Below are 23,147 nucleotides of genomic sequence, written 5' to 3'. Positions count from 1 at the left end.
TACCCACGTGTCCGATCTCTACATCCACCGTCTCGCCGCCCTCATCGACCAGGCTGCGAAAGCCAATGAAGAGGCCTTTGGCCAGGCGGCCAGCCACTTTGCCGACTCGCTCGAGGGCGGCGGGCTGGTGCATCTCTATGGCTCCGGCCATTCGGTGCTGCCGGTGCAGGAAGTGTTTCCGCGCTATGGCAGCTATGTCGGTTTCAACCCGCTGACCGACCCGCGCGTGATGTGGCACAATGTGCTCGGCGCCGGCGGCGTGCGCGAGCTGTTGTGGCTGGAGCGGACGGAAAAATACGCCGAGAAATTCCTCGACCACCAGCCGCTCAACAAGGGTGATTCCATCATAATCTTCGGCCATAGCGGCCGCAACTCGTCCGGTATCGACACCGCGCTCTATGCCAGGAAGCGCGGCATCTTCGTCGTCGCGGTCACCAGCAAGAACAATCTGGACAAGCCGGCGACGCACTCCTCCGGCAAGCGGCTGGCGGATGCCGCCGACCTCGTCATCGACACCTGTTCGCCGATCGAGGACGCCATCGTGCCGGTCGAGGGCTGGAGCCGGCCGGTGTCGGGCTCATCGACGGTGCTTGCCATGATCCTGGCGCATGAGCTGATCGCGCGCACCGCCGAGCAGCTCGCCAAGCGCGGCATCGAACTGCCGGTCTTCGCCTCGCCGACCATTGCCGGCGTGACGCTGCACGACACCGACGTCATCTACGGCGTCTACCGCGAGCGCATGCTGGATGCGCAGAAGAAGCACCTGCCGACCTTCCAGGCAACGATGCGCGGAGAGTGAAAAAAGGGAGGCCCGGCACATGCCGGGCCTCCGACGTCTCGTTCCGCAATTCCTATCCGCTCAACGCCGCTTCGGGCGCCCGGCAGGCGATTTGTTGCCGCGCGGGCCGCTCTGAACCGGCGTGTTGCCCTGGTTTTCCTCCGACAGCTTGCGCCAGCGGGCAAGGCGCTCAGGGTCGAGCGTACCCGCCTTCAACGCAGCCTGCACCGCGCAGCCCGGTTCGTGGACATGGGTGCAGTCGCGGAATTTGCACAGCGGTGCGAGCTCGGTGATTTCGGCAAACAGCGTGTCGATGCCGGATGCGACGTCGCTGACATGCAGCGTGCGCATGCCCGGCGTGTCGATCACCCAGCCGCCACCGGCAATGGGGTGCAGCGACCGCGCCGTGGTGGTGTGGCGACCCTTGGCATCGTGTTCCCGGATGCCCGCGGTCTGTTGCGGCGATTGCTGCGCCGATCCGGCCAGCGTGTTGACCAGCGTCGATTTGCCGACGCCGGAGGAGCCGACCAGCGCCACCGTCTGCCCTGCGCCACACCAGGGAGCAAGCGCCGCTGCGGCATCGGCGACGCGCGGGTTCAGCACCACCACGGCCAGCCCACGCTGCAGGGCGGCGGCCTGGCCTTGGTAAGCCTCGGCATCGTCAGCGGTGTCGGCCTTGGTCAGCAGGATCACCGGCGTCGTTCCGGCCTCGTTGGCAAGCGCCAAATAGCGCTCGAGCCGGGCGATGTTGAAATCGGCATTGCAGGACGTCACGATGAACAGCGTGTCGACATTGGCCGCGGCCAGCTGCGGGATCCTGCCGCCCTGGGTACGGCGCTCCAGCACCGTCTTGCGGGTCAGCCGGCGGAGCAGCAGATGTGTATGCTGCTCGACCAGCACCCAGTCGCCGACGGCGTAGTCGCCGGTGTTGGCATTGGCCGGCAGCGTCAGATCCACTGGCCCTGCCCGGGACAGGCCGGCCAGGCGGTCGCGGTGCACCGAGGCGATGCGCGTCGGCACGAGGTCTGCCTCATCGGCTTCAAGCTGGTCGCCGAAGAAATCCGTCCAGCCCAGGCTTGCGAGGGAGGCCGTCACGGTTTTGACCACGGCGACGGCGTCACAGACATCGGAGAGTATCCTTTGGCAAAATGGGCGCGGACCCTCGGGGCGGTTGTTCAAGCCGTGTATGGGCGGCATGGCGGAATTTGGCAAGCCGAACCGCGCCGATGGCCGAGCCGTTTCGCGCACCACGTTGGAACGCATCGCGGCGGTGGTTCGCTGATGCGCTTACGCGTCGTTACTCTCAATGTCTGCAACACGGAAGGCGAACCGGAGCGCCTGGCGGCCATTAACCGGGAGCTGAGGCGGCTCGACCCCGATCTGTCGCTCTCCAGGACGTCGTCCAGACAGCCGATGTGAAATCCCTCGATACGCTGCCGATGGTCTTGATTTGCATGCCACGCATCAGGCCTCGTCGTCGACCTCGAAGTTGGCAGGGACGGCTGAGGATGGCAGGTCGAGAAGCCTGCCAAAAGGGGGAGGGGGATGGCCGGTACCGCAGGGGGCGGGGGGTTGGGATGGGGTTGCCTGAAGCACCGGCCAAAGCGGGACACGTCCCACGCCCACAAGCTAGCAGAGCTTGGATCGGTTCATATGGTGTGATCGCGGAACTGGCGCAAAAGCGCTTTCACATCCCCGCGCCGGCGTCGGCAACGAGCCCGCAACCGGGGGTTTCCGGTCGGTTGGTGGGTTGCGCAAGCGTCGGTTGAAGGCGCTGCGGGAGGCTGTCGTTTTTAGTGCGGTTCGAGTGCTATGCGCTCAGCGACAGGTGCTCAAGGCAGGGCAATCGCGTGGCGCCACCACATGCGATTGTCCTGCTTACGCCACCGGCAGCGTTCGCCCCGCAATCAGATCCGCAGCCTTCTCCGCAATCATGACCACGGCGGCGTTGGTGTTCGACGACACGATGCTTGGCATGACCGAGCTGTCGCAGACACGCAGGCCTTGCAGACCGCGCACGCGCAACTCGGGATCGACGACGCTGTCGGCATCGCCGCCCATCCGGCAGGTGCCGACTGGGTGATAGGCGCTGCGGCCATGTTCTCGGGCGAAGGCTTCGAGTGCTGAGCGCCCCTGCATCGCCTTGCCGGGCAGATGCTCGCGGCTGATGTATCTGGCGAAGGCTGGCTGCGACAGGATTTCGCGGCTGATCTCGATGCCGTCGATGGCGCGTTCGAGATCATAGCGCTCGGCGAACGGGTTGGGGTCGATGATGGGCGCATCGCGCAGGTCCGCGGACTTGAGCGTGACGCTGCCGCGCGAACGCGGGCGCACATGGTAGGAGTTCAGCGTGCAGCCATTGCCGCCGGGAACCGAGCCGATGCCTTCCTCAACGCCGGCGCCGGGCAGGAAATGGAACTGGATGTCCGGCGTCTTCTCCGCGCGGTCGCCCCACCAGAAGCCGCCGGCCTCGACGATGTTGGAGGCCACCGGCCCCTTGCCGAACAGCGCATATTCAAGACCGGCGACCGCTTGCCAGCGCTTCTTCTTGTAACGGTCGATGCCGTGTGGTCCGTTGAGCTCGGCGACGACATCGACGTCCATGTGATCGTGCAGATTCTGGCCGACGTTTTTGGAATCGTGGACCACCTTGATGCCGTGCTGGCCGAGATGCACGGCCGGGCCGATGCCGGACAGCATCAGCAATTTCGGCGAGCCGATGGCGCCGGCGGCGACGATGACTTCGCGCTCGGCGCGGAGCAGTTCGGTGCGGCCATTGACGATGATCTCTACACCGATGGCGCGGCCGTTCTCGACCACGATGTGGCTGACCGAGGCGTCGGTGCGTAGCGTCAGTTTCTTGCGGCCGAGCGCCGGCTTCAGATAGGCGACCGCCGTGCTCGAGCGTTTCCCCCGACGCGTCGTCGTCTGGTAGAAGCCGGCGCCCGCCTGCTCACCGGCGTTGAAGTCGGCGCGGAAAGGAAGGCCCGCCTGCTGCGCCGCCTTGACGAAGATGCGGGTCAGCGGATGCGGCGCGCCGCTGGAGACGCCGAGCGGGCCGTCAGTGCCGTGCTGCGCATCGGCAAAAGTGTCGTTGCCCTCGGAGCGGACGAAGTAGGGCAGCACGTCGGCATAGCTCCAGCCGGCACAGCCGGCGTCAGCCGCCCAGCCGTCATAATCCTCAGGGCAACCACGGGTGAACACCTGGGCGTTGATCGAGGAGCCGCCGCCGAGCACACGCGCCTGCGGATAGACCATGGTGCGGCCGTCGATCTCCTTGCCGGGCGCGGTGTCATAGCCCCAGATCAGAGGCCCCGACGTCATCTTGAAGAAGCCGACCGGCAAATGGATGTAGCGGTCGGTGTCGGGCGGACCGGCCTCGAGCAGAACGACGGACACGTCCGGGTCCTCGCTCAGCCGGGCGGCCAGAATGCAGCCAGCCGAACCGCCGCCGACAATGATGTAATCCGTCATTTCCACTCCCGGGTTCTCTTTGTTGGAGCATGATCTCCGGACAAAACGGTTTCCCGATTTGTCCGAGAAAACCGGTTCCCACTTCCAGGGATCATGCTCCGGCGGGCGATGAAAATCACCGCCCCTTCCTCTTGCGCGCGACGATCTCAAGTCGCTTGTGCCGCGTCAAGAGAAAGGGTATGGTTATCGTGTTGAAGGGTTGTCGTACAAGTGGAGGAGCTTGACGATCCTCACCAGGAGGTCCCGGCCGCGCTCCACGCGCAAGATGCCGGGCGGAACAGAATTCAATCGGGAGGTTTCGAGGTATGAACGACACGAAGAATTTTGCGGTCAACCGGCGCACGCTGATGATGGGCGCCACCGCCGGCGTGGCGGCACTCGCGATGCCGAGCGTGCTGCGCGCGCAGGAAAAGCCGACGCTGGTGACGTCGATCCGCTCGCTGTCCAACCCCTATCACGCGGTGTGGAAGACCGGCGCGGAAGCGTATGCCAAATGGGCCGGGCTGGAACACGTCACGCTGGTTTCGGAAGGCAACAGCGAGAAGGGCATTGCCGACATCAAGGCGATGCTGGCCAAGACCGGCGGCAACATGGTGCTGAATTCCGATCCCAACGACACGCCCGATGCGCGCCCGATCGTCGAGGCCTGCGCCAAGGCCGGCGCCTATGTGGTGACCCAGTGGAACAAGCCTGGGGATCTGCACCCGAAGGATTTCAACCCGAACTATGTCTCGCATATCGAGTTCGACGGCATCGACAGCGGCAAGACCATCGCCGAGATCCTGTTCAAGACCATTGGCGGCAAGGGCGGCATCGTCGCACTCGGCGGCCTGATCTCGACCACGGCGGCGATCGAACGCAAGAAGGGCCTCGATGCGGCGCTCGCCGCCAACCCGGACATCAAGCTGCTCGACTTCCAGGTCGCCAACTGGAAGTCGACCGAAGCCTTCGACCTGATGGGCAATCTGCTCACCCGCTTCGGCGACGACATCAAGGGCATCTGGGCGGCCAATGACGATATGGGCTCCGGCGCACTGGAAGCGCTGCGTGCCGAAAATCTCGCCGGCAAGGTGCCGATCGTCGGCGTCGACGGCATCAAGACGGCGGTCGATGCGGTGCGCACCGGCGAGTTCGCCTGCACCGTCACTTCGGATCCGTTCTGGCAGGGTGGCATGGGTCTAGCCATCGGCTACAACGCCAAGATCGGCAAGTTCGACCCTACCAAGGAGCCCCCGGAGCACCGTGAGTTCTACGGCAAGGCGGTGCTGATCTCGCACGACAATGTCGAGGAATATTACAAGACCAATGTCGATACGAAGCCCGAGATCGACTGGAACGATCTGTGGGGCCGGGTCACCGGAGCAATCCGCACCTGATCCATCGGAGTGGGCTGCAACTCCCTGGCGGCCCGCTTCCTCCCGCAGCCGTCGCGATCCCCTTGTCGCGACGGCTGTCACCAGCAGACGGGAAGCGGTTTCTTGACAATCCATACAGAACCCCTGAAGTCCGTTTCGGACATCGAGCGGACGACGCCCATGACATCGTTCCCCGGCCGCATCGCGACATTCCTGGGCGGCAGGCGCTGGCGCAGCCTTGCGCCGCTGGCGGTGCTGATCGTGTTGTGCATACTCATCGCCATTGCCAACCCCAATTTCATCGAGCTGCGCAATCTGGTGCGGCTTGCGAATTCCGCCGCCGTGCCGCTGACGCTGGCGATGGGGCTGACCTTCATCATCCTGATGGGCAGCATCGACCTCGCAGTCGAAGGCACGCTTTCGGTGGCGGCGATGGTGCTTGTGCTGCTCGCCGCCAATGACGGCAACGGCAACGACTATGGCTGGTGGGCGGTGCTCGCTGCCATCGCCGCCGGCACCGCCATGGGCTTCGTCAGCGGTCTCATCCAGACCATGCTGCGCATCCCGTCCTTCATGGGCACGCTCGGCATGTGGTTCATCGGCCTCGGCCTGTCGGTCTATATGCTGGGCGGCACGGCCATCAAGCTGAACGACGCCTCGATCCGCGACCTGGCCTTGCACCGTTTCCTCGGCCTGCCGGTGGCGGTCTGGGTCGCGTTCGGCGCCTTCCTGCTCGCCACTGTCATCCAGTATCACACCAAGCTCGGCCGCCACATATTGGCGATCGGCGGTGATGAGGATGTCGCCAAGCTCTCCGGCGTCAATGTCGTGCGCGTGCGCATCACCGCTTTTGCGCTGGCCGGGTTCTTCTTCGGCATTGCCGGCGTGCTGGCCGCGGCACAGCTCGGCCAGTCGCACGCCGTCATCGGCGACGGCAGGCTGTTTGCAGCGGTCACCGCAGTGGTCGTCGGCGGCACCGCTTTGACCGGCGGCGAGGGCGGCGTCGTCAACACGCTGATCGGTGTGCTTATCGTCACCGTGCTTGCCAATGGCATGATCCTGCTCGGCATCTCGCCCTACATCCAGCAGACGGTGCAGGGTCTGATGATCATCGCCGCGGTGGCGCTGTCGCTCGACCGTGTCCGCCTGAAAATCGTCAAGTGAACGCCATGCTGCAGGCGTCCAGCATCATCAAGAATTTCCCCGGCGTCCAGGCGCTGCGCGACGTCTCAATCGAGGTGCGGCCCAATGAAGTTGTCGGGCTGATCGGCGAGAACGGCGCCGGCAAGTCGACGCTGATGCGGGTGCTGGCCGGCGGCTACCGGCCGGATAGCGGCTCGCTGACGCTGGATGGCGAACAGCTGCGCATGCGCAACGCCCGTGATGCGGCCAGGCATGGCATCGGCATGGTGTTCCAGGAGCAGTCGCTGGTGCTGAACCTGACGGTTGCCGAAAACATCTATCTCGGCGAAGAGGACCGCTTCACCCGCTTCGGCCTCGTCAATTGGCGCGCCATGAACGCGGCGGCGCGGCGGCAACTGGCCAAGATCGGCATCGACATCGACGTCACCGCGCGCACCTCCGAACTCACCTTCGCCGCACGCCAGATGGTCGAGCTCGCCAAGGCGCTGACCTTGGAGGAAGTGGTCGAGCGGCAGTTGCTCATCCTGCTCGACGAGCCGACCTCGGTGCTCAGCGCCGCTGATATCGAGGTGCTGTTCGCGCGGGTGCGCTCGCTTAAATCCCGCGCCAGTTTTGTGTTCGTCTCGCACCGCCTCGACGAGGTGCTCAACATCTCCGACCGTGTCTACACGATGAAGGACGGCGCGGTCGTCGCCGAGCACCGCGCAGCTGAAGTCACCGCGCCGGAGCTGCACGAGATCATGGTCGGGCGCGGCCTGCAGGCCGAATATTACCGCGAGGCCCGCCAGCTCGCGCCGCGCGATATCGTGATGGTCGAGGCCAAGGGGCTTGGCGCCAACGGTTACTATCACGGCGTCGATCTCTCGATCCGGGCCGGCGAGATTGTCGGCATTGCCGGCGTCGTCGGCTCCGGCCGCGAGGAGGTGACGCGCACCGTTGGCGGCTTCGTCCAGCATGATGCCGGCGAGATGAAAATCGCCGGCGATGCCGTGCGCTTCTCCTCGCCGGAGCCGGCTGTGCGCAAGGGCATCGGCTATGTCCCGCGCGAGCGCCGGCTCGAAGGGCTGGTGATGTTCCTGTCGATCGCGGAGAACATTTCGCTGGCCGATCTCTCCAGCGTCATGCGCCATGGCGCCATCGACTATGGCAAGGAGCGCCGGCTTGCCGCCGACTGGATCAAGCGGCTGCGCATCAAGGCGCCCGGTCCCGATGCCGCCTGCCGCAAGCTCAGCGGCGGCAACCAGCAGAAGGTGGTGCTGGCGCGCTGGATGACGGCGGGCTCGCGCATCCTGGTGCTCGACCATCCCACACGCGGCCTCGATGTCGGCGCCAAGGAGGAGGTCTACGAATTGGTACGCGATCTCTCGGCGCAAGGCGTGGCGATCCTTTTGATTTCCGACACGCTGGAGGAAACGATCGGTCTGTCGCACCAGGTGCTGGTGATGCGCGACGGTGCAATCACCGCGCGCTTCGATGCCAGTCCGGGCAACAAGCCGAACCAGGTCGATCTTCTCAGGGCAATGGTGTGAACCGATGAATGAGGCGTTCTCCATCAGGCAGGTTTTCGAGGGCAAGTGGACGCAAGGCGCCATTCCGCTGATCCTGCTGGTCGGCCTGCTGCTGATCATCGAGATCGCCGCGCCCGGCTTCCTCACCGGCGAAACCGTGGCGCTTTTGTTTGCCAACACCGCCGTGCTGTTCATCCTGGCGACCGGCGTCACCTTCGCCATTCTGCTCGGCGGCATCGATTTGTCGATCCAGGCGGTGGCGTCACTAGCCAGCGTCATCCTGGGGCAATTGCTGCCGTCGCTCGGCCTCGCCGCCTTTCCGGTGGCGATCCTGTCGGGGCTCGCCTTCGGCGTGTTGAGCGGTGTAGTCCACGTCAAGCTGCGCGTGCCGTCCTTCGTCGCGACACTCGCCACCGGCGGCGTGGTCACCGGCCTGGCGCTCTGGGTCTCCAATGGCCGCGCCATCACCATCGAGGAGGCTGGTCGCGAAAACACCGCCTGGATCAACGCCACTGTCGCCGGCATTCCCGTGGTGGTGCTGATTTCGGCGGTCATCGGCATCGCCGCCTTTCTGGCGCTGCGCTACACGCGCTTCGGCCGGCAAGCGATCGCGGTCGGCGCCGGCGAACCGGCGGCGTGGGCGGCCGGCATCAATGTCGACCGCACCAAGATCATCGCCTTTGCCGCGTCGGGTATGCTCGCGGCCATCGCCGGCGTCGTGCTGGCAGCCAGGCTGTCGAGCGGTTCGCCGGTGCTGGCCAACCAGCTGCTGCTGCCGGCCATCGCCGCCGTAATCGTCGGCGGCACGGCGATCACCGGCGGGCTCGGCGGCGTTGCGCGCACGGCGGTCGGCGCGCTGATCATCTCGATCGTGCGCATCGGCATGACCTTTGTCGGCGTCAACATTTTCCTGGAAAACATGGTGTTCGGCGCGGTGCTCATTGCCGCCGTCGCCATTACCATCGACCGCAGCAAGATCGCGGTCATCAAGTGATCCCGCCTCCCAGGCAAGCGCGGACAGGACGGGACCGCATCGGCGCGAGGCCGATGCGGTCCGGCCCGATCGGATTACATCGTGTCGAGGCCGATCAGCTCGATCTTGTAGCCATCGGGGTCTTCGACGAAAGCGATGTGGGTGGTGCCGTGCTGCATCGGGCCGGGCTTGCGCGGGATCTTGGCGCCGCGCTTTTCCAGTTCGGCGCAGACCGCGTAGATGTCATTGACGCCGAGCGCCAGGTGGCCGAAGCCGGTGCCGATCTCATAGGGTTCCTCGCGGCCCCAGTTCAGCGTCAGCTCGACGACGGCTTCCTTGTCCTCGGGGCCGTAGCCGACAAAGGCGTTGGTGAACTTGCCGCCGGGATAGTCGTCGCGGCGCAGCAAGGTCATGCCGAGCACTTCGGTGTAGAAGGCGATCGACTTGTCGAGGTCGAGCACCCTGATCATGGTGTGCATATAGCGAAAGCCCGGGGCGTCGCTCATTGGGGAAGTCCTCCGAATTCTGTGATTTGCGGGTCTGATCATCCACATCGCACGCTTGGCGGCAAGCCTCGCTTGATGTTCTCAATCAGGGTTGTATGATAACACGACAACGCCGGTATTTGTCCAGCCGTTTTGCCGAGGGGCCCAGAGCCAATCCATGAATGCCGTGCCGCCACCCTCCGCATCGCAGATCGCAGCCCTGGCCGGCTTGCTGCCGAATGGCGGGCTGCTGACCGAGGAAGTGGATCTGGCGCGCTACAGCCGAGATTGGTCGGGCGATCATTTCGGCCGGCCGCTGGCGGTGGCGCGGCCCTCTTCGGTGGAGGAAATGTCGGCGCTGATGCGGTTCTGCCATGCCGAGCGCATTCCGGTCGTGCCGCAAGGCGGCCTGACCGGGCTCGTCGGCGCCGCAGTGGCGGCGGATGGCGGCGAGATCGTCATCTCGCTGGAGCGCATGAACAGGATTCGCTCGATCAGCCCGATCGACTTCGCCATGGTGGTCGAGGCCGGCTGCATTCTCGAGGACGCTAAGCGCGCCGCCGAAGCGAGCGACTGCCTGCTGCCGATCACTTTCGGCGCGCAGGGCAGCTGCCGCATCGGCGGCAATGTCGCCACCAATGCCGGCGGCTTCAACGTGCTGCGCTACGGCATGACGCGCGACCTGGTGCTTGGCCTCGAAGTGGTGCTGGCCGACGGCCGCATCTGGAACGGGCTGAAAGTGCTGCGCAAGGACAATCGCGGCTATGATCTGAAGCAGATCTTCATCGGCTCGGAGGGCACGCTCGGCATCGTCACCGCGGCGGCGCTGAAACTATTCCCCAAGCCGACGCAGATCGAAACCGCGCTGGTTGGCCTGCGCTCCGTCGAGGACGCGATGGCACTCTATGGAAGGGCGCGGCGCGATTGCAGCGATTTGCTCACCGCCTTCGAACTGATCCTGCGCGGCGGCATCGAGATCACCATGCGCGAAGGCCAGGATTTTCCCGATCCGCTCAGCCAGCCCTATCCCGTCTATGTGCTGATCGAGGTGTCGTCGGGCGGGCTGATCGACCTCTCCAATATGCTGCTGGGGTTTCTCGGCAGCGTGGAGGACATCGTCGAGGACGGCGTCATCGCTTCGACCAGGGCTCAAGGTGAGCGGTTGTGGCTTTATCGCGAGATCATGGTCGAGCGGCAGGGCAGGGGCGGGCGCTACCTGCGCACCGATGTGTCGGTGCCGATCTCCAGGCTTGCCGATTTCGTCACCGATGCGCTGGCCGGCTTGGAGAAAGCCCGGCCCGACGCGCTGGCCGTCACCTACGGCCATGTCGGCGACGGCAACATCCACCTCAACGTCGTGCCGCCGGAAGGCATGGGCACCGAGGCGATGGAACATCTGTTCGAGCAGGCGGAAGCCGAGATCTTCACCGTCGTCGATCGCTATGGCGGCTCGATCAGCGCCGAGCACGGCATCGGCCGGGTCAAGCAGAAGGCGTTCCTCGAACGCATCGATCCGGTGACGCTCGACCTCGCCGCCGGCATCAAGGACGCATTCGACCCGCGCCACATTCTCAGCAACGGCCGCGTTCTGGCGTCCGCACCCGCCGTCGACTATAGGTGAGCGATGACGCTGAAACTCGACAAGGTCAATCGCGGCCCACACCTCTCCACTCTGGTGGCCAGTTCCATCTCGCGCGAGATCGCGCAAGGCCGGCTGAAGCCGGGTGACCAGCTGCCGACCGAGGCGGCGCTGGCAACCACTTTCGGGGTCAGCCGCAACGTGGTGCGCGAGGCGATCGCGCGGCTGCGCTCGGAAGGCCGAATCTGGTCGCAGCAGGGGCGCGGCGCCTTCGTGGTCGAGAGCAACAACCCGACGGTGCTGACCATCGACCATGAGACGCTGCAGCGCGCCGACTCGTTTCGCAATCTGTTCGAACTGCGTGGCATCCTCGAAGTGCAGGCGGCGGCCCTTGCCGCAAAACGGCGCAGCGACGCCGATCTCAAAGCCATGGGCGATGCGCTGTCCGGCATGCGCGCCGCCCCCTATGGCAGCGTCGCCTGGCTGCGCAGCGACCTCGAATTCCACCGCACCGTCGCCGAGGCGACGCGCAATTCCTACATGGGCCAATTCCTGGTCTTCGTGTCCGAGCGGGTGCGCGAAAGCATTCTCGCCGCCGGCAACCAGCAAAAGTCGGACGACATGGCCCGCATCACGCTCGGCGAACATGAGCGCATCCTGAGAGCGATCCGTGCCGGCGACGCCGAAGGAGCGCAAGCGGCGATGCGCGACCATCTGGCGGGCGCGGCGCTGCGGGTGGGGTTGCATGAGGGGGAAGCTGCGGAGATAGCGCCGGGGCCCGAGGCGGCGTCTCCGGTACGGCATTCGCGGTTGCGGAAGGCTGTGCGCGGGCAGGCTTAGGGATAGCCTTGCCTTATCCGCGCGCTGGGCCAATCGCCTATGGCGGCGCTGACCCCCACTCCGTCTCGGCTTCGCCGAGCCACCTTGCCGGGGCGAGCCACGGGTCTCGCCCGTCCTTCGGACCCCCCATTTCATGGGGGATGAGGAAATGCCAATCTCCGACATCGCAGCCCTTCAAAGCTTGGGTTTCCTCTCCCCCACGAATGTGGGGGTAGAGGTGGCTCGGCGAAGCCGAGACGGAGTGGGGGAGCGCCATATCAGATTTCACTCGGTCGTCGGCTCAACCAGCTCAGGGCCGGAGATAGGCCGCCACCCACCGCGCTATTTCAGCGGCAAAAACAGCTCAGGCACCACCTCGCGCACCGGTCCGTTCGACGAAAAGTGTCGCTGGCAATAGATCGGAAAGTCGCGCGCCTCCTCGCCGCTGGCCGGAAGCCATTCGCGGTAGAGGTAGAGCGCTGCCGGCTCGAGATTGTTGGTGTTGCCGGGATAGCGCAGCACCGCGCAGCGTCCGGCGGGGATCACGCCGGCCTTCATCTGCGCGTCCTCGATCCGCCCGCCTTCTACCGGCAGGTCGGTTCCGGCACAGATATCCATGCTGTAATCGGCCGGGTTCGCCGGCTCCCTTTCGGAACGGAAGATGTTGAAGGTCGGGCTTGTCTCGGGCGAGAGGCCGGCCGCCTTGCGCCAGGCGATGAAGCGCTGGATGGTGTCCTGGAGCGTCGCCCGGTCGCCGCGATGCTCCATGATCGCCACAGGCGTCGGCGGCACATCGCGGATCATCACGTCGTCGGGTTCGAAGATTATCTGCATGAGCGTGGTCCTTGCTTTGTCGAGCGGCCCGAAGGCCATGAGCCACGACCCCCAGTCGGGAGATTTCCGAAACGACGAAGGCGATTGTCCGAACCGTTGCCTGAAGGCGCGGGCGAAGGCATCCGGCGCGTCGTAACCGGCATCCATCGCTATGTCGGTGACGCTTTGGGCGTCGCTCTCGGCAAGCCGGTACGAAGCGCGCTTCAGGCGGGCGAGCTGGACATAGCGATGCACGGACAAGCCGAAGGTTGACGTGAACTGCCGGTGGAAATGGTATTTCGAGAACGCCGCGACGCCGCTCAACGCTTCCAGGCCCAGATCGCCGTCCAGATGCTGGTCGATGTGGTCCAGCACCCGCTGCATCCGGGCATGGTAGTTTTCAAGTGGCGTCATCAAACGTCTCGTCCTGCGTGGCGACACCAGATAGGCGCTCCCGGATATATCGCGCTCGACCGATCTTGCGGTTTGACACGGATGGACGCGTGCCGCATCTCCGGCGCGCATTAACGACTGCGGATGGCTGCGGGCAGGTCGCAAGATAGGCAGTGGCTCAGTCTGTCCGGTCGGCGGACTGTTCCAACACGACATCGAGAGTGATCATCGCAGGGCTAAGGTCGCTGGCGGCAGTGTGAATGACCTGCCGTACCCGTCGGATTGGTGAAGCTAAGCAGAAGGCGACGCGTCTTTTGCTTTTACGTCAGAAACGAAGGGAAACTCCGCGCCGTTGAATGCCCACCAGTAGCGATTAATAATCTGCCACCAAGTCAAGTAAATGCGCTTTGACTTGTCGCTGCCTAGGCTTTCGGCAGCAGCATTGTAGGCTATGGCGTCCATTGCGCGCATCGGAGGCGGCTCCTCTGCGTAGAGGCGTTTAAGGGTCGCCTCCCAATCTCTGACCGTTGAGGGGCTAGGCTTGTCGGCCTCAGCGATTTCCGCCGTTAGTTCGTAGAAACGGCGTTGCAAAAATTCATGTGTGCGCGCCTTACCTCCAAAGTCGAACACCAACTGCAATAGTCCCGCCATGGTTGCCACAAAAGCCAGAACCGCCGGGGGAGCGAAGGTCTTCTCAAAATCGGCTACGGCCGCTGCGCCCGCTGCGACAATTATCAAGCTCATGAGCCGGTTGAGCAGGTCGTAGTAGTTGCGCCGCGCGGTGTGGTAGATCGCGTTTCTGAGCGCATCAAAATTGATTTTAGACGGTTCGCGCATCGCATTTGCCATCAGTTTGGGGGCGGTTTAACTCCCGGCCCCGCCATCCTAATATAGATCTTATTCCCGACCGGAGCAAATATGAGAGGTTTGATACTCTCGTATCCAAGTTTTTCAGTTATCGCTCCAAGCGCATCAACGAAGCCAGACTTATACGCGTCGAAATTGTCAGATTTTAGAACGGCGCGAAAATCAGAAGCGTCATTTTGTGACACCTCGATGTATGAAATCTGTCCGGCCTTGGCATTGGCGATCAATGCACCTGGCTGCCCATCAAGCATCACTTGATATTCCCCAGGCGGCACGCGGTATTGCCTTACGAGGGGAAAACCGGGCAGGTTCCATTCAAAATTGTCGAGAGAATTGCCCTTCGCATCGGTGGCGGAAATGGACAGTTCTTTGGACGGATTTTGGACATAGACTGCTATCCCACTCTGATCGGGAGGCATCTCAATCCACTTCTGTACATCGCCAGCAAATGCTGGAAGCGCGGCCGATGTTGTTGCAAGAAAAATCAGTGCTGCCCGCAACATCGGGTTCCCCAAATTCGATGAAGTGAGCACGGATAATGACATATCTATGGATTGATTGCTATCTGCGCTTTCTGGACTTGCCCAGGCCTGCGGATTCGTCTTTGTGTCTCTACTGTAGCCATGCAGCTGCGGCGTTTTGAGCATTCGCTTCAGCGTGTCTTTAGCTGCATATATCCGTTTTTCACTAGGTTCTAGAATGGCCTACGACGAATTTGAGATTGACAGAATTAAGCACGCTCTTGGCGACATGTGCATTGCATGGGCACATCTTGAGGAAGGGTGCTTCATGGTCCTCTTTTACACCATGCGGGATATCGAATACACGGCCTATGAACTTATCCGAAACGAGCTCGACCTTCGCGGTGCTTTGCAGGTCTGCAAGGGACATGCGGTCGCTAACCGCTGGGAGCGCCACAGCGACCATATCCCTATCCTGGTTGACTTGATCGATGGTGAAATTCGAGCAGCCCGCAACCGATTTATCCACGACCCAATCACTAGTGGGGTAACATCGTACATTCGCCAATCATACGTGACGCGCTACCGAAAGAGCCCACACAAACTCGACGTGCATATCGGCACCCATACCGAGGTGAGCTCCGAAGAGATTTATACATTCACGCGCGCCGTGCGGGCACTAGAGCGCTACGCTGGGTCAATCGTCCAATATCTCGATTGGTTGGATGGTGAGCGTCAATTCGATTGGGAGTTTCCGTCGATGGAACTCGCTCAGCTAGGCGCGCACTTTGCCATCACCGAGTACACCCAGATCGCCAAATCGCGGGGTTCAGTTCGATAATCCTCTGGCACCCATGGCGCTCAAATATATGATCGCGCTGCCCTATCGCTCCAGTCCCATCACTCCCCCGCCGTCTCCACCAGCGACACCCCATTCAACCCCGCGACAATATCCGACAATGCCGGCACGAACTTCTCGCCGTGGCCGGTGGCAACCGCCGTGGCAAACCCATTCCGCACGGCAGCGCCGATCGGGTTGGCCACACCTGCGGCCTGGGCGAACGACGCGAGGTAGGTCATGTCTTTCAGCGCGTTGGCGATGGCGAAGCGCTGGGCGTTTTCGTTGCGGTTGAGGACGAAGTCGAAGAAGGCCTGGTAGAAGCCGCAATCCATGCGGCTGCCGGAGATGACGCTGTTGAAGACCTGCGGCGTCAGGCCGCCCTTGGCGCCCAGCGTCAGCGCTTCGGAATAGATCGCGGAATAGCCCATCGAGACGAAATTGTTGAGCAGCTTCATGGTGTGGCCGCTGCCGGTCGGGCCGGTGTGGACGACACGGGCGGCAAAGGCTTCGAGCACCGGCCGGGCGCGGGCAACGACTTCCGCCGGACCGCCGACCATGACGTCGAGCTTGCCTTCAGTGGCTTCCTTGGGCGTGCGCGCCAGCGGCGCGTCGATCAGCGTTATGCCTTGCTGGGCGAGATCGGTGGCAAGCGCTGTCGTCGATGACGGGTTGGAGGTCGAGCAGTCGATGATGAGCAGAGGCGTCGCGGCCGCTGCCAGCCCGTCCGGTCCCTTGACCAGCGCTTCGACCTCGCGCGTGCCGGTGACGCACAGGATGACGATGTCGCAGGCGGCGGCAAGCGCACGCGGGCTTGCCGCTTCGGTGGCGCCGGCCGCGATCAGCCGGTCGGCGGCGGTGCGGCTGCGGTGGACATACACCGCCAGTGGCCAGCCTTTGCTGAGCAGATTGTCGGCCATGCCGGCGCCCATGCTGCCCAGGCCGATGAAGCCGATGCGTTCTTTCATGCAATCCTCCTTGGACCCGCGTCGGCGGGCTCACCTTTCGTCACCTTGCGGCGAACACCTGTCGATGCAATCCTTCGAACAAGAATCGAACCGGAGTCGCGCCGATGGCGGAGCCCATGACTTTCGATGCCATACCGCAGGCGCCCAATCTCAGGACCGGGCTCGTCAACACGCTGATCGCGCAGATCGAATCCGGTGACCTGGCGCCGGGCCAGCGGCTGCCGACCGAGCAGGAGATTGTCGCCGCCACGGGCGTCAGCCGCACCGTGGTGCGCGAGGCGCTGGCGGCGCTGCGCGCCCGGGGGCTGATTACCACGCGCCAGGGCCTCGGCGCCTTCGTCGCCAAGGATCCGATGCCGAAGATTTTTTCCGTCCTGCCAGACGATCTCGAATCGATCGACGAGGTGCTGCGCGTGCTCGAACTGCGCATGGGCATCGAGGTGGAAGCGACCGGCCTTGCCGCCGAACGGCGCAGCGAGGCAGCGCTGGCGCAGATGGGCGCGAAGCTGGACGCGCTGGAGACGGCGGTGCGTGCCGGCGGTTCCGGTTCGGAAGAGGATTTTGGCTTTCACCGCGCCATTCTCGCCGCGACGCAGAACCCGAATTTCACCCGGCTGTTCGACACGTTCGGCAGCGCCATGATCCCGCGCCAGTGGACGCGGCTCGACCGGATGACGGAGGCTGAGCGGGAAAAATATCTCGACCGCATGCAGCGCGAGCACCGCGCCATTCTCGGGGCCATCGAAGCCAGGGACGTCAACGCCGCGCGCCGCGCCATGCGCAGCCATCTGACCAAAAGCTATGCCCGCTTCGAGGATCTGCGCGACAAGGCTGTTCACGATTAGGGAGCCAGCCACGGTTGACCGACTGCTCATCCGGCGACCCCGCCGAGATAAAGTTGGCGCATCAGCGACATGTTCCTCCCGGCTCCAAATTGTTGCAATCTTGCCGGGTTGTCATACAACCCTGTAGTCTGGTAAATCCCAGGAAGAGGGATGTCAATCGCGTTGCCATGCGGTATGAGGCTCCCGAAATCAGAACCGTCATCAAAGCCGCAAGTCAGGAAGCAAAATGCATTCACGGAAATTTGGCCGTACCGGCAGATCAGTCAGCGAGATCGGCTTCGGCGCGTGGGCGATCGGCGCCGCCTGGGGCGAGGTCAATGATGACGATGCGGTCGCAGCCCTGCATGCCGCGCTCGATGCCGGCGTCAGCTTCCTCGACACCGCCGACGTCTATGGCGACGGCCGTTCGGAAAAGCTGATCGCACGGGTGATTAAGGAACGCGGTGGCGCGCGCCCGTTCATCGCCACAAAGGCCGGACGGCGGCTGCCGAAGCAGACCGTCGAAGGCTACAGCGTCGAGAACCTCAACGGCTGGATCGACCGCAGCCTGAAATACCTCGAGACCGACACGCTCGACCTGGTGCAGCTGCATTGCCCGCCGACCGATCTCTACTATCATCCGGAGGTGTTCGAGCGTCTCGACAAGCTCACCGAGCAGGGCAAGATCCGCAATTACGGCGTCAGCGTCGAGCGTGTCGAAGAGGCGCTGAAGGCGATGCAATATCCCGGCGTCGTCAGCGTGCAGATCATCTTCAACGCCTTCCGCCAGCGCCCGGCCGAGCTGTTCTTCGACCAGGCGAAAAAGAACGATGTCGCCGTCATCGCCCGCGTGCCGCTGGCCAGCGGCCTGTTGTCCGGCAAGTTCAGGGCGGACACCAAGTTCGAGACCACCGACCATCGCCTGTTCAACAGGAAAGGCGAAGCCTTCGATGTCGGCGAGACGTTTTCGGGCGTGCCCTATGAGGTCGGCCTAGCGGCGGTCGAGAAGGTGCGGCCGCTGGTGTCAGGCGACACCACGATGGCGAAATTCGCTCTGCGCTGGATCCTGATGTTCGACGCTGTGACGGTTGTCATTCCCGGCGCCCGCAATCCGGCGCAGGCGGTTTCCAATGCGGAAGCGGCGGAGCTTGCGCCGTTGTCCTCCGAGTCGATGGCCAAGGTGAAGGCGGTCTACGATGAGAACATCAAGCCCTACGTGCATCAGCGCTGGTGAGCCAGCGCCTGCCGCCCTCGACCGGCTGACTGACCAGAGGTCAGCCGGGGCAAAATTGCGCTCGTCGTTACAAGCTGTGCAGCGGATCCTTTGATCCACCGGTCATTTAATCGGCCGTGCCGCTTGTTATTGTGCAGTGCAGCAACGATATTGCTGCGTGTGCGTTGTGTGCACGAGTCTGCCCATTCCGGCGCGCAAGGATACCGATTTGCGAGACATATCCGATACGATCGCCCGGCTGAGCGCGATGCGCCGCCGGCCAGCCGGTGCAGGGCTGAGCAAGGACGACCACCTGTCCGAGATGACAGGGTTCGGGTCCAATCCCGGCGCCTTCCGCGCGCGGTTTTATCTCCCTGAAAACCTGCCGAAGGAGGCAGCGCTGGTCGTGGTGCTGCATGGCTGTACCCAGACTGCCGCCGCGTACGACCATGGTTCCGGCTGGACCGAACTTGCCGACGAGCAGGGTTTTGCCGTGCTTTTCCCCGAGCAGCAGCGCGCCAACAACGCCAATCTTTGCTTCAACTGGTTCGTGCCAGGCGATATAAGCCGCGACAGCGGCGAGGCGCTGTCCATCCGCCAGATGATCGAGGCGGCCGTGGTCACTCACGGTCTCGACCGCAAGCGGATATTCGTCACCGGCCTTTCCGCTGGCGGCGCCATGGCGGCGGTGATGTTGGCGACCTACCCGGACGTGTTTGCCGGTGGCGCGATCATTGCCGGGCTTGCCTATGGCAGCGCCTCGACCATCCCCGAAGCCTTCGACCGCATGCGTGGCCATGGCGGCCCGTCCAGAAGCGACCTGCAGCGTCTTTTGCGGGCTGCTTCGCCGCACAAGGGGCCGTGGCCGAGGATTTCGGTCTGGCAGGGCTCGGCCGATACGACAGTGGTGCCTTCCAATGCCGACGCGGTGCTGGCGCAATGGCAGGGCGTGCACGGCCTCGCTCAAGCGCCGACACGCACGGAAAAGGTCGACGGTCAGAGCCGCAAAGTCTGGTCCGATGGCAAAGGCCGCGACGTGGTCGAGGCATACAGCATTGCCGGCATGGGCCATGGCACGCCATTGCAGGCGAGCGGCGACAATGCTCTCGGCAAAGCAGGGCCGTTCATGCTGGATGCCGGGATTTCCTCGACGCGCCACATCGCCCGTTTCTGGGGGCTGACGAAGCCAGAGGTACGACGCACGGCGAAAGCCGAGGCCGCTTCAGGCACTGCATTGCAGCCTTTCTCGCCGAAGGAAAAACCGCGAGCTGTCCGTGTCGATCCGGCCCCGGAGCCTGTCAATCCGCCAGGCGGTCCGGCGGGCGGGATTACCAAGGTCATCGAGGACGCGCTGCGGGCAGCGGGATTGATGCGCTGAGGCGGAGGCTCGCCCCGCACGAAGGACAAGGGCAAGCACCAGCATCATTATCGCAGCAGGCCTTCGTCCTCGAACGCATCCCAGCCCTTCAGTCCGGGCGGCGGGCCCTCCGTGTCCCGGGCGTTCCTCGCAGTGCGCGCTTGGCCGGTGCCCTTTCCCGCGCGCGTCAACGCGGCCTTGCCCGCGCCGCGCCGCCTGTTCTCGGCCACTTCCTGGACATCCTGCTCTCTCCACACGGTTGCCAGATCGCGGTCCAGGACGTCCTCGATGTGGTGCGGGTCGAAAACGTGGAAGGTGAGCAGACTTTGATCGCCCACGCATCTTGACGGTGCGTGTGCCGGTGCTTTGCAGCCGACCGTCCTTGAGCCATTTGTGGCGCTCGCGCGAAGAGATCGTAAGGATATCCTCGACCTCGCGTGGAAGCACAGGCAGCGCTTCCACTCCCTCCAGTGTTTTGGAGATACTGGCAGAGGCGGCCTTGAACGCTTCCGCTTCTGATCTCGACATTCGCAATGCGATGCGGCCCGTCTCGGCCTTGACGTGCTTCCTGACTGCCCATGGCAGCCGGGCTCTGACTTCACGTTCGATCCCCTTGGAGCGCACGGCGGACCCGAGTGTCGCTGACGGCGACAACGGCCATTCGGCAATCAGTTGCGGGGACGGGCTCATGCTTTCCTGGGGCTGGGTTCGTTGGTTCGACGTCAACACGGCGAGAGCCGGTCAAGCCAAGGCAACAGCGAAAAGATGAGAACCCGCCCCTTATGGCCGAATCTGAACGTCGCTTGCAGTGCGCCGACAGCACCTTCGGCCCCGCCGCCGTACGGCGACGGGGCTCGATGATCAGAGTGGGCTGGCGTTGCGCGTTCTGTCGCGCTCGGCCTCGATGTCGGTGTAGGGGTCGGCATCGGCATCGAAGCCGGTCCAGCCACCGGCTTCGTAGGCGCGTCGGCGGTCTTGCAGATCGACCGAGTTGGACTCGCCAAGAATACGCTCGGCCTCGTCGGCGAGTTCGTCACTGACCCTGGCGGTCACCATCGTGCCACCGCGGCGAACGCCCTCCGCATAGACATGCGCATCCCTTTCGGGGACGCCGGACTCGGTCAGCGCCCCGACGATGCCGCCGGCAGCGCCACCGACGACCGCGCCGCCAACGGCGCCGACCGCGGTGGCGGCCAGCCATCCTGCGGCCACGACCGGACCGACGCCCGGAATGGCCATGATGCCAAGCCCTGTCAGAAGCCCGCCGGCGCCGCCAATGACGGCTCCGAGACCGGCGCCGCCGGCTGCATCCTCGGCGGCGTTGGAGGTGTCGCCATCGTCGTACCAGTCGTCCGAATTGTTGGCGACGATGCTGATGTCGGCCTGCGGCACGCCGATTGCCTCCAGTTCGCCGACGGCATCGGAGGCATCATCGTAGTTGTCGAAAAGTCCGGTTACCGTTTTCATGGTCTTGATCTCCTCGATCTGGTTCAGAGGTTCAGTTGGCGCCGGCAACGACGTTGCCCTGATAATCGAGCGCCACGGTCGTGGTCTTGCCATCCTTGGTGGCCTGACCGCGCCAGATGCCCTGGTCGTCTTTGGTCAGCTTGGACACGCCGGAGAAGCCGGCATCCTGAATGCGGCTCTTCGCCTGATCCTCGGTGAAGCTGTTGGCACCCGGGACCGGGGCGGCCGGATTGGTGGTGTCGGTCGTGCTCACGGCCGGGGTGGTGGAGCTGGTGGTCGACGATGCATTTTCGGCGGAAGCGATCTTCTCGACCATTTCCTGATGCATTTTGAGCGTCGGCAAGGTCTCGGAGGCGAAGGTCTTCAGCTGCGCGTTGTCGCCGTCGTTGGCGTAGCTCTCGAACAGCGTGACCGCCTCCGAATGCGCATCGCGCTGCATCTGGACATAGGGCTTGTCGACGGCATCGTTGGCATTCTGCAGAGCCTCCAGATCGGCCTTGTGCTTGGCGTCCAGCTCCGTCGGCACTTTCAGCTTCTGTTCGCCGGCGATGGTCGCAAGCTTGGCGTTGGCGGCGCCGTGATCGTCGATCATCTTCTTGGCGAAATCCTTGACGCCTTGATCCTGGGCCTTGCCTTCTGCGATCTTGCTGGAGTCCACTTCGAACAGGCCGCCGATGGCAGCCTTGTCGACAAAGTCCTGAGCACTGTCGGCGGCGAAGGCGGGCAGGGCGAAGACCATGGCTGTGGCGGTGGCCAGCGAAGCTAGAAGAACACGTGTTTTCATGGACAGAAATCCTCGTTGGGGCACACATCGTGCTGTGAGCCTAACCAGTGCGGCCAAGCTTTGTTCCGCCGCCCAAGCGTTATAACCGGGAGGGTCGATGCCGCGATGATGGCCCCTCATCCTCGGCTTTTTGCGCCTTTGCCATGCCGACGCTGAGGACGGCGACCCGCTCGATGGGCGCCTTGCAAGTCGATCAAAAAGGGAAACGAGGCCCTTCGCCGCCGGCAAGTGAACACCGCCCGCGGTGAACTATCGAGGTTCAGCGATCGTTGCGTTCGAGGCGGCGCGCCACCTCTGTCTGGGCGACCTGGAGCAGCGTGTCTATTTCGAACATCGCCGCCGCATGGCCGCCGTCGCGAATGACACGGCGGGCGCGGTGTAGCAGATCGGAGACCGTCCGCAGCGTTTCAGCATGGCTCGATCGATTCGACAAATGCGTGCCCTCCATCAGCCACAACCGTTGGATCGGGAGAGTGTTCCCAAAGTTGGCGGCCGGCCGGGTGAATGACTGTGAGCGCAGGCAGCGGAACCATCCTTGTCCGTTGGCCGTTCCCCCTGCCTCAACGAAAGGAACAGCCATGGCCGAGAACGACACCCCGAAGGACACCGCGAAGGACACCCCCAAGGACACCCCGAAGATTTCCGCCCGAGAGGCCCAGGAGGCCCTGGAGAAGCAGGTCGCATCGCTGAGGCGCGAGATCAGCAAGATCAACCGGACGCTTGCCGAGCGCGCAGAAGATGCCGTCGGCGAAGCCGGCGGCTGGTACGGCAGCGCGACCGAGCGCGCGGCACGGGCAACGCAGCAGCTGAGATCGCAGGCGCAGACGGTGTCCGAAGCCGTCCAGCAAAATCCCGGCACCATCAGCAGCGCTTTCGTGCTTGGTGGCATTGCCGGGTTGTTGATCGGCATGCTGCTCGGGCAAAGCCAGGAACGCGACCGAGGCTGGTTCTAGCGAGGTATCTTACGACCTATTGCGCCCGCCGGCTTTGCCGGCGGGCCTTGTATTTATGGACGCCAGATCAGTATCGCTTGAGTGAAAAGCTCCCC

The 23,147-nt window shown here is 63.8% G+C and carries 23 protein-coding genes and 1 pseudogene; 13 read left to right on the top strand and 11 right to left on the bottom strand.

What is annotated here, in order from left to right:
- Positions 1 to 7 precede the first annotated feature (7 nt).
- Positions 8 to 799, top strand: a complete 792-nt coding sequence (locus X730_RS161260; protein WP_023740873.1) for an SIS domain-containing protein — start codon at positions 8 to 10, stop codon at positions 797 to 799.
- A gap of 60 nt (positions 800 to 859) precedes the next feature.
- Here X730_RS161260 and rsgA read toward each other — a convergent pair whose 3' ends face one another.
- A complete protein-coding gene (gene rsgA, locus X730_RS161265) occupies positions 860 to 1,873 on the bottom strand; it encodes a ribosome small subunit-dependent GTPase A (RefSeq protein WP_245261286.1) in 1,014 nt (337 codons plus the stop codon).
- A gap of 186 nt (positions 1,874 to 2,059) precedes the next feature.
- Here rsgA and X730_RS1000000167350 point away from each other — a divergent pair, with 186 nt between their 5' ends.
- A complete protein-coding gene (locus X730_RS1000000167350; protein WP_023691904.1) occupies positions 2,060 to 2,197 on the top strand; it encodes a hypothetical protein in 138 nt (45 codons plus the stop codon).
- Positions 2,198 to 2,656: 459 nt separating this feature from the next.
- On the opposite strand, the gene X730_RS161270 is transcribed toward X730_RS1000000167350, so the two are convergent.
- Entirely contained in the window at positions 2,657 to 4,252 is a 1,596-nt protein-coding gene (locus X730_RS161270; protein ID WP_023825521.1) for a GMC family oxidoreductase N-terminal domain-containing protein, read from the bottom strand.
- 305 nt (positions 4,253 to 4,557) lie between these two features.
- On the opposite strand from X730_RS161270, the gene X730_RS161275 reads away from it, so the two are divergent.
- From X730_RS161275 to X730_RS161290, 4 genes are all read left to right on the top strand, one after another.
- Complete coding sequence (locus X730_RS161275; protein ID WP_023825520.1) at positions 4,558 to 5,628, top strand: sugar ABC transporter substrate-binding protein; 1,071 nt, start codon at positions 4,558 to 4,560, stop codon at positions 5,626 to 5,628.
- 159 nt (positions 5,629 to 5,787) lie between these two features.
- The gene (locus X730_RS161280; protein WP_023825519.1) at positions 5,788 to 6,771 is read left to right on the top strand and encodes an ABC transporter permease; all 984 of its coding nucleotides are present in this window, start codon (positions 5,788 to 5,790) and stop codon (positions 6,769 to 6,771) included.
- Between the two features lie 5 nt (positions 6,772 to 6,776).
- On the top strand, positions 6,777 to 8,279 hold the full coding sequence (locus tag X730_RS161285) for a sugar ABC transporter ATP-binding protein (RefSeq protein ID WP_023825518.1): 1,503 nt from the start codon (positions 6,777 to 6,779) through the stop codon (positions 8,277 to 8,279).
- 4 nt (positions 8,280 to 8,283) lie between these two features.
- Positions 8,284 to 9,252, top strand: coding sequence for an ABC transporter permease (locus tag X730_RS161290; RefSeq protein ID WP_023825517.1), 969 nt, complete (start codon positions 8,284 to 8,286; stop codon positions 9,250 to 9,252).
- 74 nt (positions 9,253 to 9,326) lie between these two features.
- Here the strand turns inward: X730_RS161290 and gloA are convergent, their stop codons facing one another.
- Complete coding sequence (gloA, locus tag X730_RS161295; RefSeq protein WP_019856614.1) at positions 9,327 to 9,737, bottom strand: lactoylglutathione lyase; 411 nt, start codon at positions 9,735 to 9,737, stop codon at positions 9,327 to 9,329.
- Positions 9,738 to 9,894: 157 nt separating this feature from the next.
- Between gloA and X730_RS161300 the strand changes: the two genes are divergently transcribed.
- Both X730_RS161300 and X730_RS161305 read left to right on the top strand, forming a co-directional pair.
- The gene (locus X730_RS161300; RefSeq protein WP_023825516.1) at positions 9,895 to 11,337 is read left to right on the top strand and encodes an FAD-binding oxidoreductase; all 1,443 of its coding nucleotides are present in this window, start codon (positions 9,895 to 9,897) and stop codon (positions 11,335 to 11,337) included.
- A 3-nt stretch (positions 11,338 to 11,340) separates the two neighbouring features.
- Positions 11,341 to 12,135, top strand: coding sequence for a FadR/GntR family transcriptional regulator (locus X730_RS161305; RefSeq protein ID WP_023671079.1), 795 nt, complete (start codon positions 11,341 to 11,343; stop codon positions 12,133 to 12,135).
- A 321-nt stretch (positions 12,136 to 12,456) separates the two neighbouring features.
- Here X730_RS161305 and X730_RS161310 read toward each other — a convergent pair whose 3' ends face one another.
- The 3 genes from X730_RS161310 to X730_RS161320 all read right to left on the bottom strand — a co-directional run bounded on the left by X730_RS161310 (position 12,457) and on the right by X730_RS161320 (position 14,834).
- Positions 12,457 to 13,344 carry an AraC family transcriptional regulator gene (locus X730_RS161310; RefSeq protein WP_023825515.1) on the bottom strand — a complete coding sequence of 296 codons (888 nt, stop codon included), beginning with the start codon at positions 13,342 to 13,344 and terminating at the stop codon, positions 12,457 to 12,459.
- Positions 13,345 to 13,611: 267 nt separating this feature from the next.
- A complete protein-coding gene (locus X730_RS161315) occupies positions 13,612 to 14,157 on the bottom strand; it encodes a hypothetical protein (protein WP_023728487.1) in 546 nt (181 codons plus the stop codon).
- Between the two features lie 11 nt (positions 14,158 to 14,168).
- Positions 14,169 to 14,834: a hypothetical protein gene (locus tag X730_RS161320; RefSeq protein WP_155922389.1), complete on the bottom strand. Its 666-nt coding sequence runs from the start codon at positions 14,832 to 14,834 to the stop codon at positions 14,169 to 14,171.
- A 52-nt stretch (positions 14,835 to 14,886) separates the two neighbouring features.
- Between X730_RS161320 and X730_RS161325 the strand changes: the two genes are divergently transcribed.
- A complete protein-coding gene (locus X730_RS161325) occupies positions 14,887 to 15,489 on the top strand; it encodes a hypothetical protein (protein ID WP_023691893.1) in 603 nt (200 codons plus the stop codon).
- 59 nt (positions 15,490 to 15,548) lie between these two features.
- Here the strand turns inward: X730_RS161325 and X730_RS161330 are convergent, their stop codons facing one another.
- The gene (locus tag X730_RS161330) at positions 15,549 to 16,454 is read right to left on the bottom strand and encodes an NAD(P)-dependent oxidoreductase (protein ID WP_023825514.1); all 906 of its coding nucleotides are present in this window, start codon (positions 16,452 to 16,454) and stop codon (positions 15,549 to 15,551) included.
- 104 nt (positions 16,455 to 16,558) lie between these two features.
- Between X730_RS161330 and X730_RS161335 the strand changes: the two genes are divergently transcribed.
- From X730_RS161335 to X730_RS161345, 3 genes are all read left to right on the top strand, one after another.
- Positions 16,559 to 17,299: a FadR/GntR family transcriptional regulator gene (locus tag X730_RS161335; protein ID WP_023825513.1), complete on the top strand. Its 741-nt coding sequence runs from the start codon at positions 16,559 to 16,561 to the stop codon at positions 17,297 to 17,299.
- Between the two features lie 226 nt (positions 17,300 to 17,525).
- Positions 17,526 to 18,512 carry an aldo/keto reductase gene (locus X730_RS161340; RefSeq protein WP_023825512.1) on the top strand — a complete coding sequence of 329 codons (987 nt, stop codon included), beginning with the start codon at positions 17,526 to 17,528 and terminating at the stop codon, positions 18,510 to 18,512.
- A gap of 208 nt (positions 18,513 to 18,720) precedes the next feature.
- Positions 18,721 to 19,869: a PHB depolymerase family esterase gene (locus X730_RS161345; RefSeq protein WP_023825511.1), complete on the top strand. Its 1,149-nt coding sequence runs from the start codon at positions 18,721 to 18,723 to the stop codon at positions 19,867 to 19,869.
- Positions 19,870 to 19,916: 47 nt separating this feature from the next.
- Here the strand turns inward: X730_RS161345 and X730_RS01000000164145 are convergent.
- From X730_RS01000000164145 to X730_RS161360, 4 genes and pseudogenes are all read right to left on the bottom strand, one after another.
- Positions 19,917 to 20,538: pseudogene (locus X730_RS01000000164145) on the bottom strand (hypothetical protein).
- A 171-nt stretch (positions 20,539 to 20,709) separates the two neighbouring features.
- Positions 20,710 to 21,315 (bottom strand): hypothetical protein, encoded by a 606-nt coding sequence (locus X730_RS161350; RefSeq protein WP_023825510.1) that lies wholly within the window; start codon positions 21,313 to 21,315, stop codon positions 20,710 to 20,712.
- Between the two features lie 31 nt (positions 21,316 to 21,346).
- Positions 21,347 to 22,099 carry a DUF4142 domain-containing protein gene (locus tag X730_RS161355; RefSeq protein ID WP_023825509.1) on the bottom strand — a complete coding sequence of 251 codons (753 nt, stop codon included), beginning with the start codon at positions 22,097 to 22,099 and terminating at the stop codon, positions 21,347 to 21,349.
- A gap of 259 nt (positions 22,100 to 22,358) precedes the next feature.
- Entirely contained in the window at positions 22,359 to 22,547 is a 189-nt protein-coding gene (locus X730_RS161360) for a hypothetical protein (RefSeq protein ID WP_023671089.1), read from the bottom strand.
- A 130-nt stretch (positions 22,548 to 22,677) separates the two neighbouring features.
- On the opposite strand from X730_RS161360, the gene X730_RS161365 reads away from it, so the two are divergent.
- Positions 22,678 to 23,052: a hypothetical protein gene (locus X730_RS161365; protein WP_023733542.1), complete on the top strand. Its 375-nt coding sequence runs from the start codon at positions 22,678 to 22,680 to the stop codon at positions 23,050 to 23,052.
- Positions 23,053 to 23,147: the final 95 nt, after the last annotated feature.

Origin of the sequence: Mesorhizobium sp. L103C131B0 (assembly GCF_000502275.1) — a bacterium.
Lineage (GTDB): Bacteria > Pseudomonadota > Alphaproteobacteria > Rhizobiales > Rhizobiaceae > Mesorhizobium.
The sequence above is the reverse complement of the archived record's forward strand: the minus strand, read 5'-3'. Positions and strand labels throughout refer to the sequence as shown.

What these genes read in the sequence shown, in the direction of transcription:
- X730_RS161270 (WP_023825521.1), bottom strand. Translation starts at nt 4,252, where the DNA reads ATGACGGATTACATCATTGTCGGCGGCGGTTCGGCTGGCTGCATTCTG.
- X730_RS1000000167350 (WP_023691904.1), top strand. Translation starts at nt 2,060, where the DNA reads ATGCGCTTACGCGTCGTTACTCTCAATGTCTGCAACACGGAAGGCGAA.
- X730_RS161320 (WP_155922389.1), bottom strand. Translation starts at nt 14,834, where the DNA reads ATGCTCAAAACGCCGCAGCTGCATGGCTACAGTAGAGACACAAAGACG.
- X730_RS161330 (WP_023825514.1), bottom strand. Translation starts at nt 16,454, where the DNA reads ATGAAAGAACGCATCGGCTTCATCGGCCTGGGCAGCATGGGCGCCGGC.
- X730_RS161360 (WP_023671089.1), bottom strand. Translation starts at nt 22,547, where the DNA reads ATGGAGGGCACGCATTTGTCGAATCGATCGAGCCATGCTGAAACGCTG.
- X730_RS161300 (WP_023825516.1), top strand. Translation starts at nt 9,895, where the DNA reads ATGAATGCCGTGCCGCCACCCTCCGCATCGCAGATCGCAGCCCTGGCC.
- X730_RS161285 (WP_023825518.1), top strand. Translation starts at nt 6,777, where the DNA reads ATGCTGCAGGCGTCCAGCATCATCAAGAATTTCCCCGGCGTCCAGGCG.
- X730_RS161325 (WP_023691893.1), top strand. Translation starts at nt 14,887, where the DNA reads ATGGCCTACGACGAATTTGAGATTGACAGAATTAAGCACGCTCTTGGC.
- X730_RS161355 (WP_023825509.1), bottom strand. Translation starts at nt 22,099, where the DNA reads ATGAAAACACGTGTTCTTCTAGCTTCGCTGGCCACCGCCACAGCCATG.
- gloA (WP_019856614.1), bottom strand. Translation starts at nt 9,737, where the DNA reads ATGAGCGACGCCCCGGGCTTTCGCTATATGCACACCATGATCAGGGTG.
- X730_RS161280 (WP_023825519.1), top strand. Translation starts at nt 5,788, where the DNA reads ATGACATCGTTCCCCGGCCGCATCGCGACATTCCTGGGCGGCAGGCGC.
- X730_RS161365 (WP_023733542.1), top strand. Translation starts at nt 22,678, where the DNA reads ATGGCCGAGAACGACACCCCGAAGGACACCGCGAAGGACACCCCCAAG.
- X730_RS161340 (WP_023825512.1), top strand. Translation starts at nt 17,526, where the DNA reads ATGCATTCACGGAAATTTGGCCGTACCGGCAGATCAGTCAGCGAGATC.
- X730_RS161335 (WP_023825513.1), top strand. Translation starts at nt 16,559, where the DNA reads ATGGCGGAGCCCATGACTTTCGATGCCATACCGCAGGCGCCCAATCTC.
- X730_RS161315 (WP_023728487.1), bottom strand. Translation starts at nt 14,157, where the DNA reads ATGCGCGAACCGTCTAAAATCAATTTTGATGCGCTCAGAAACGCGATC.
- X730_RS161275 (WP_023825520.1), top strand. Translation starts at nt 4,558, where the DNA reads ATGAACGACACGAAGAATTTTGCGGTCAACCGGCGCACGCTGATGATG.
- X730_RS161350 (WP_023825510.1), bottom strand. Translation starts at nt 21,315, where the DNA reads ATGAAAACGGTAACCGGACTTTTCGACAACTACGATGATGCCTCCGAT.
- X730_RS161290 (WP_023825517.1), top strand. Translation starts at nt 8,284, where the DNA reads ATGAATGAGGCGTTCTCCATCAGGCAGGTTTTCGAGGGCAAGTGGACG.
- X730_RS161305 (WP_023671079.1), top strand. Translation starts at nt 11,341, where the DNA reads ATGACGCTGAAACTCGACAAGGTCAATCGCGGCCCACACCTCTCCACT.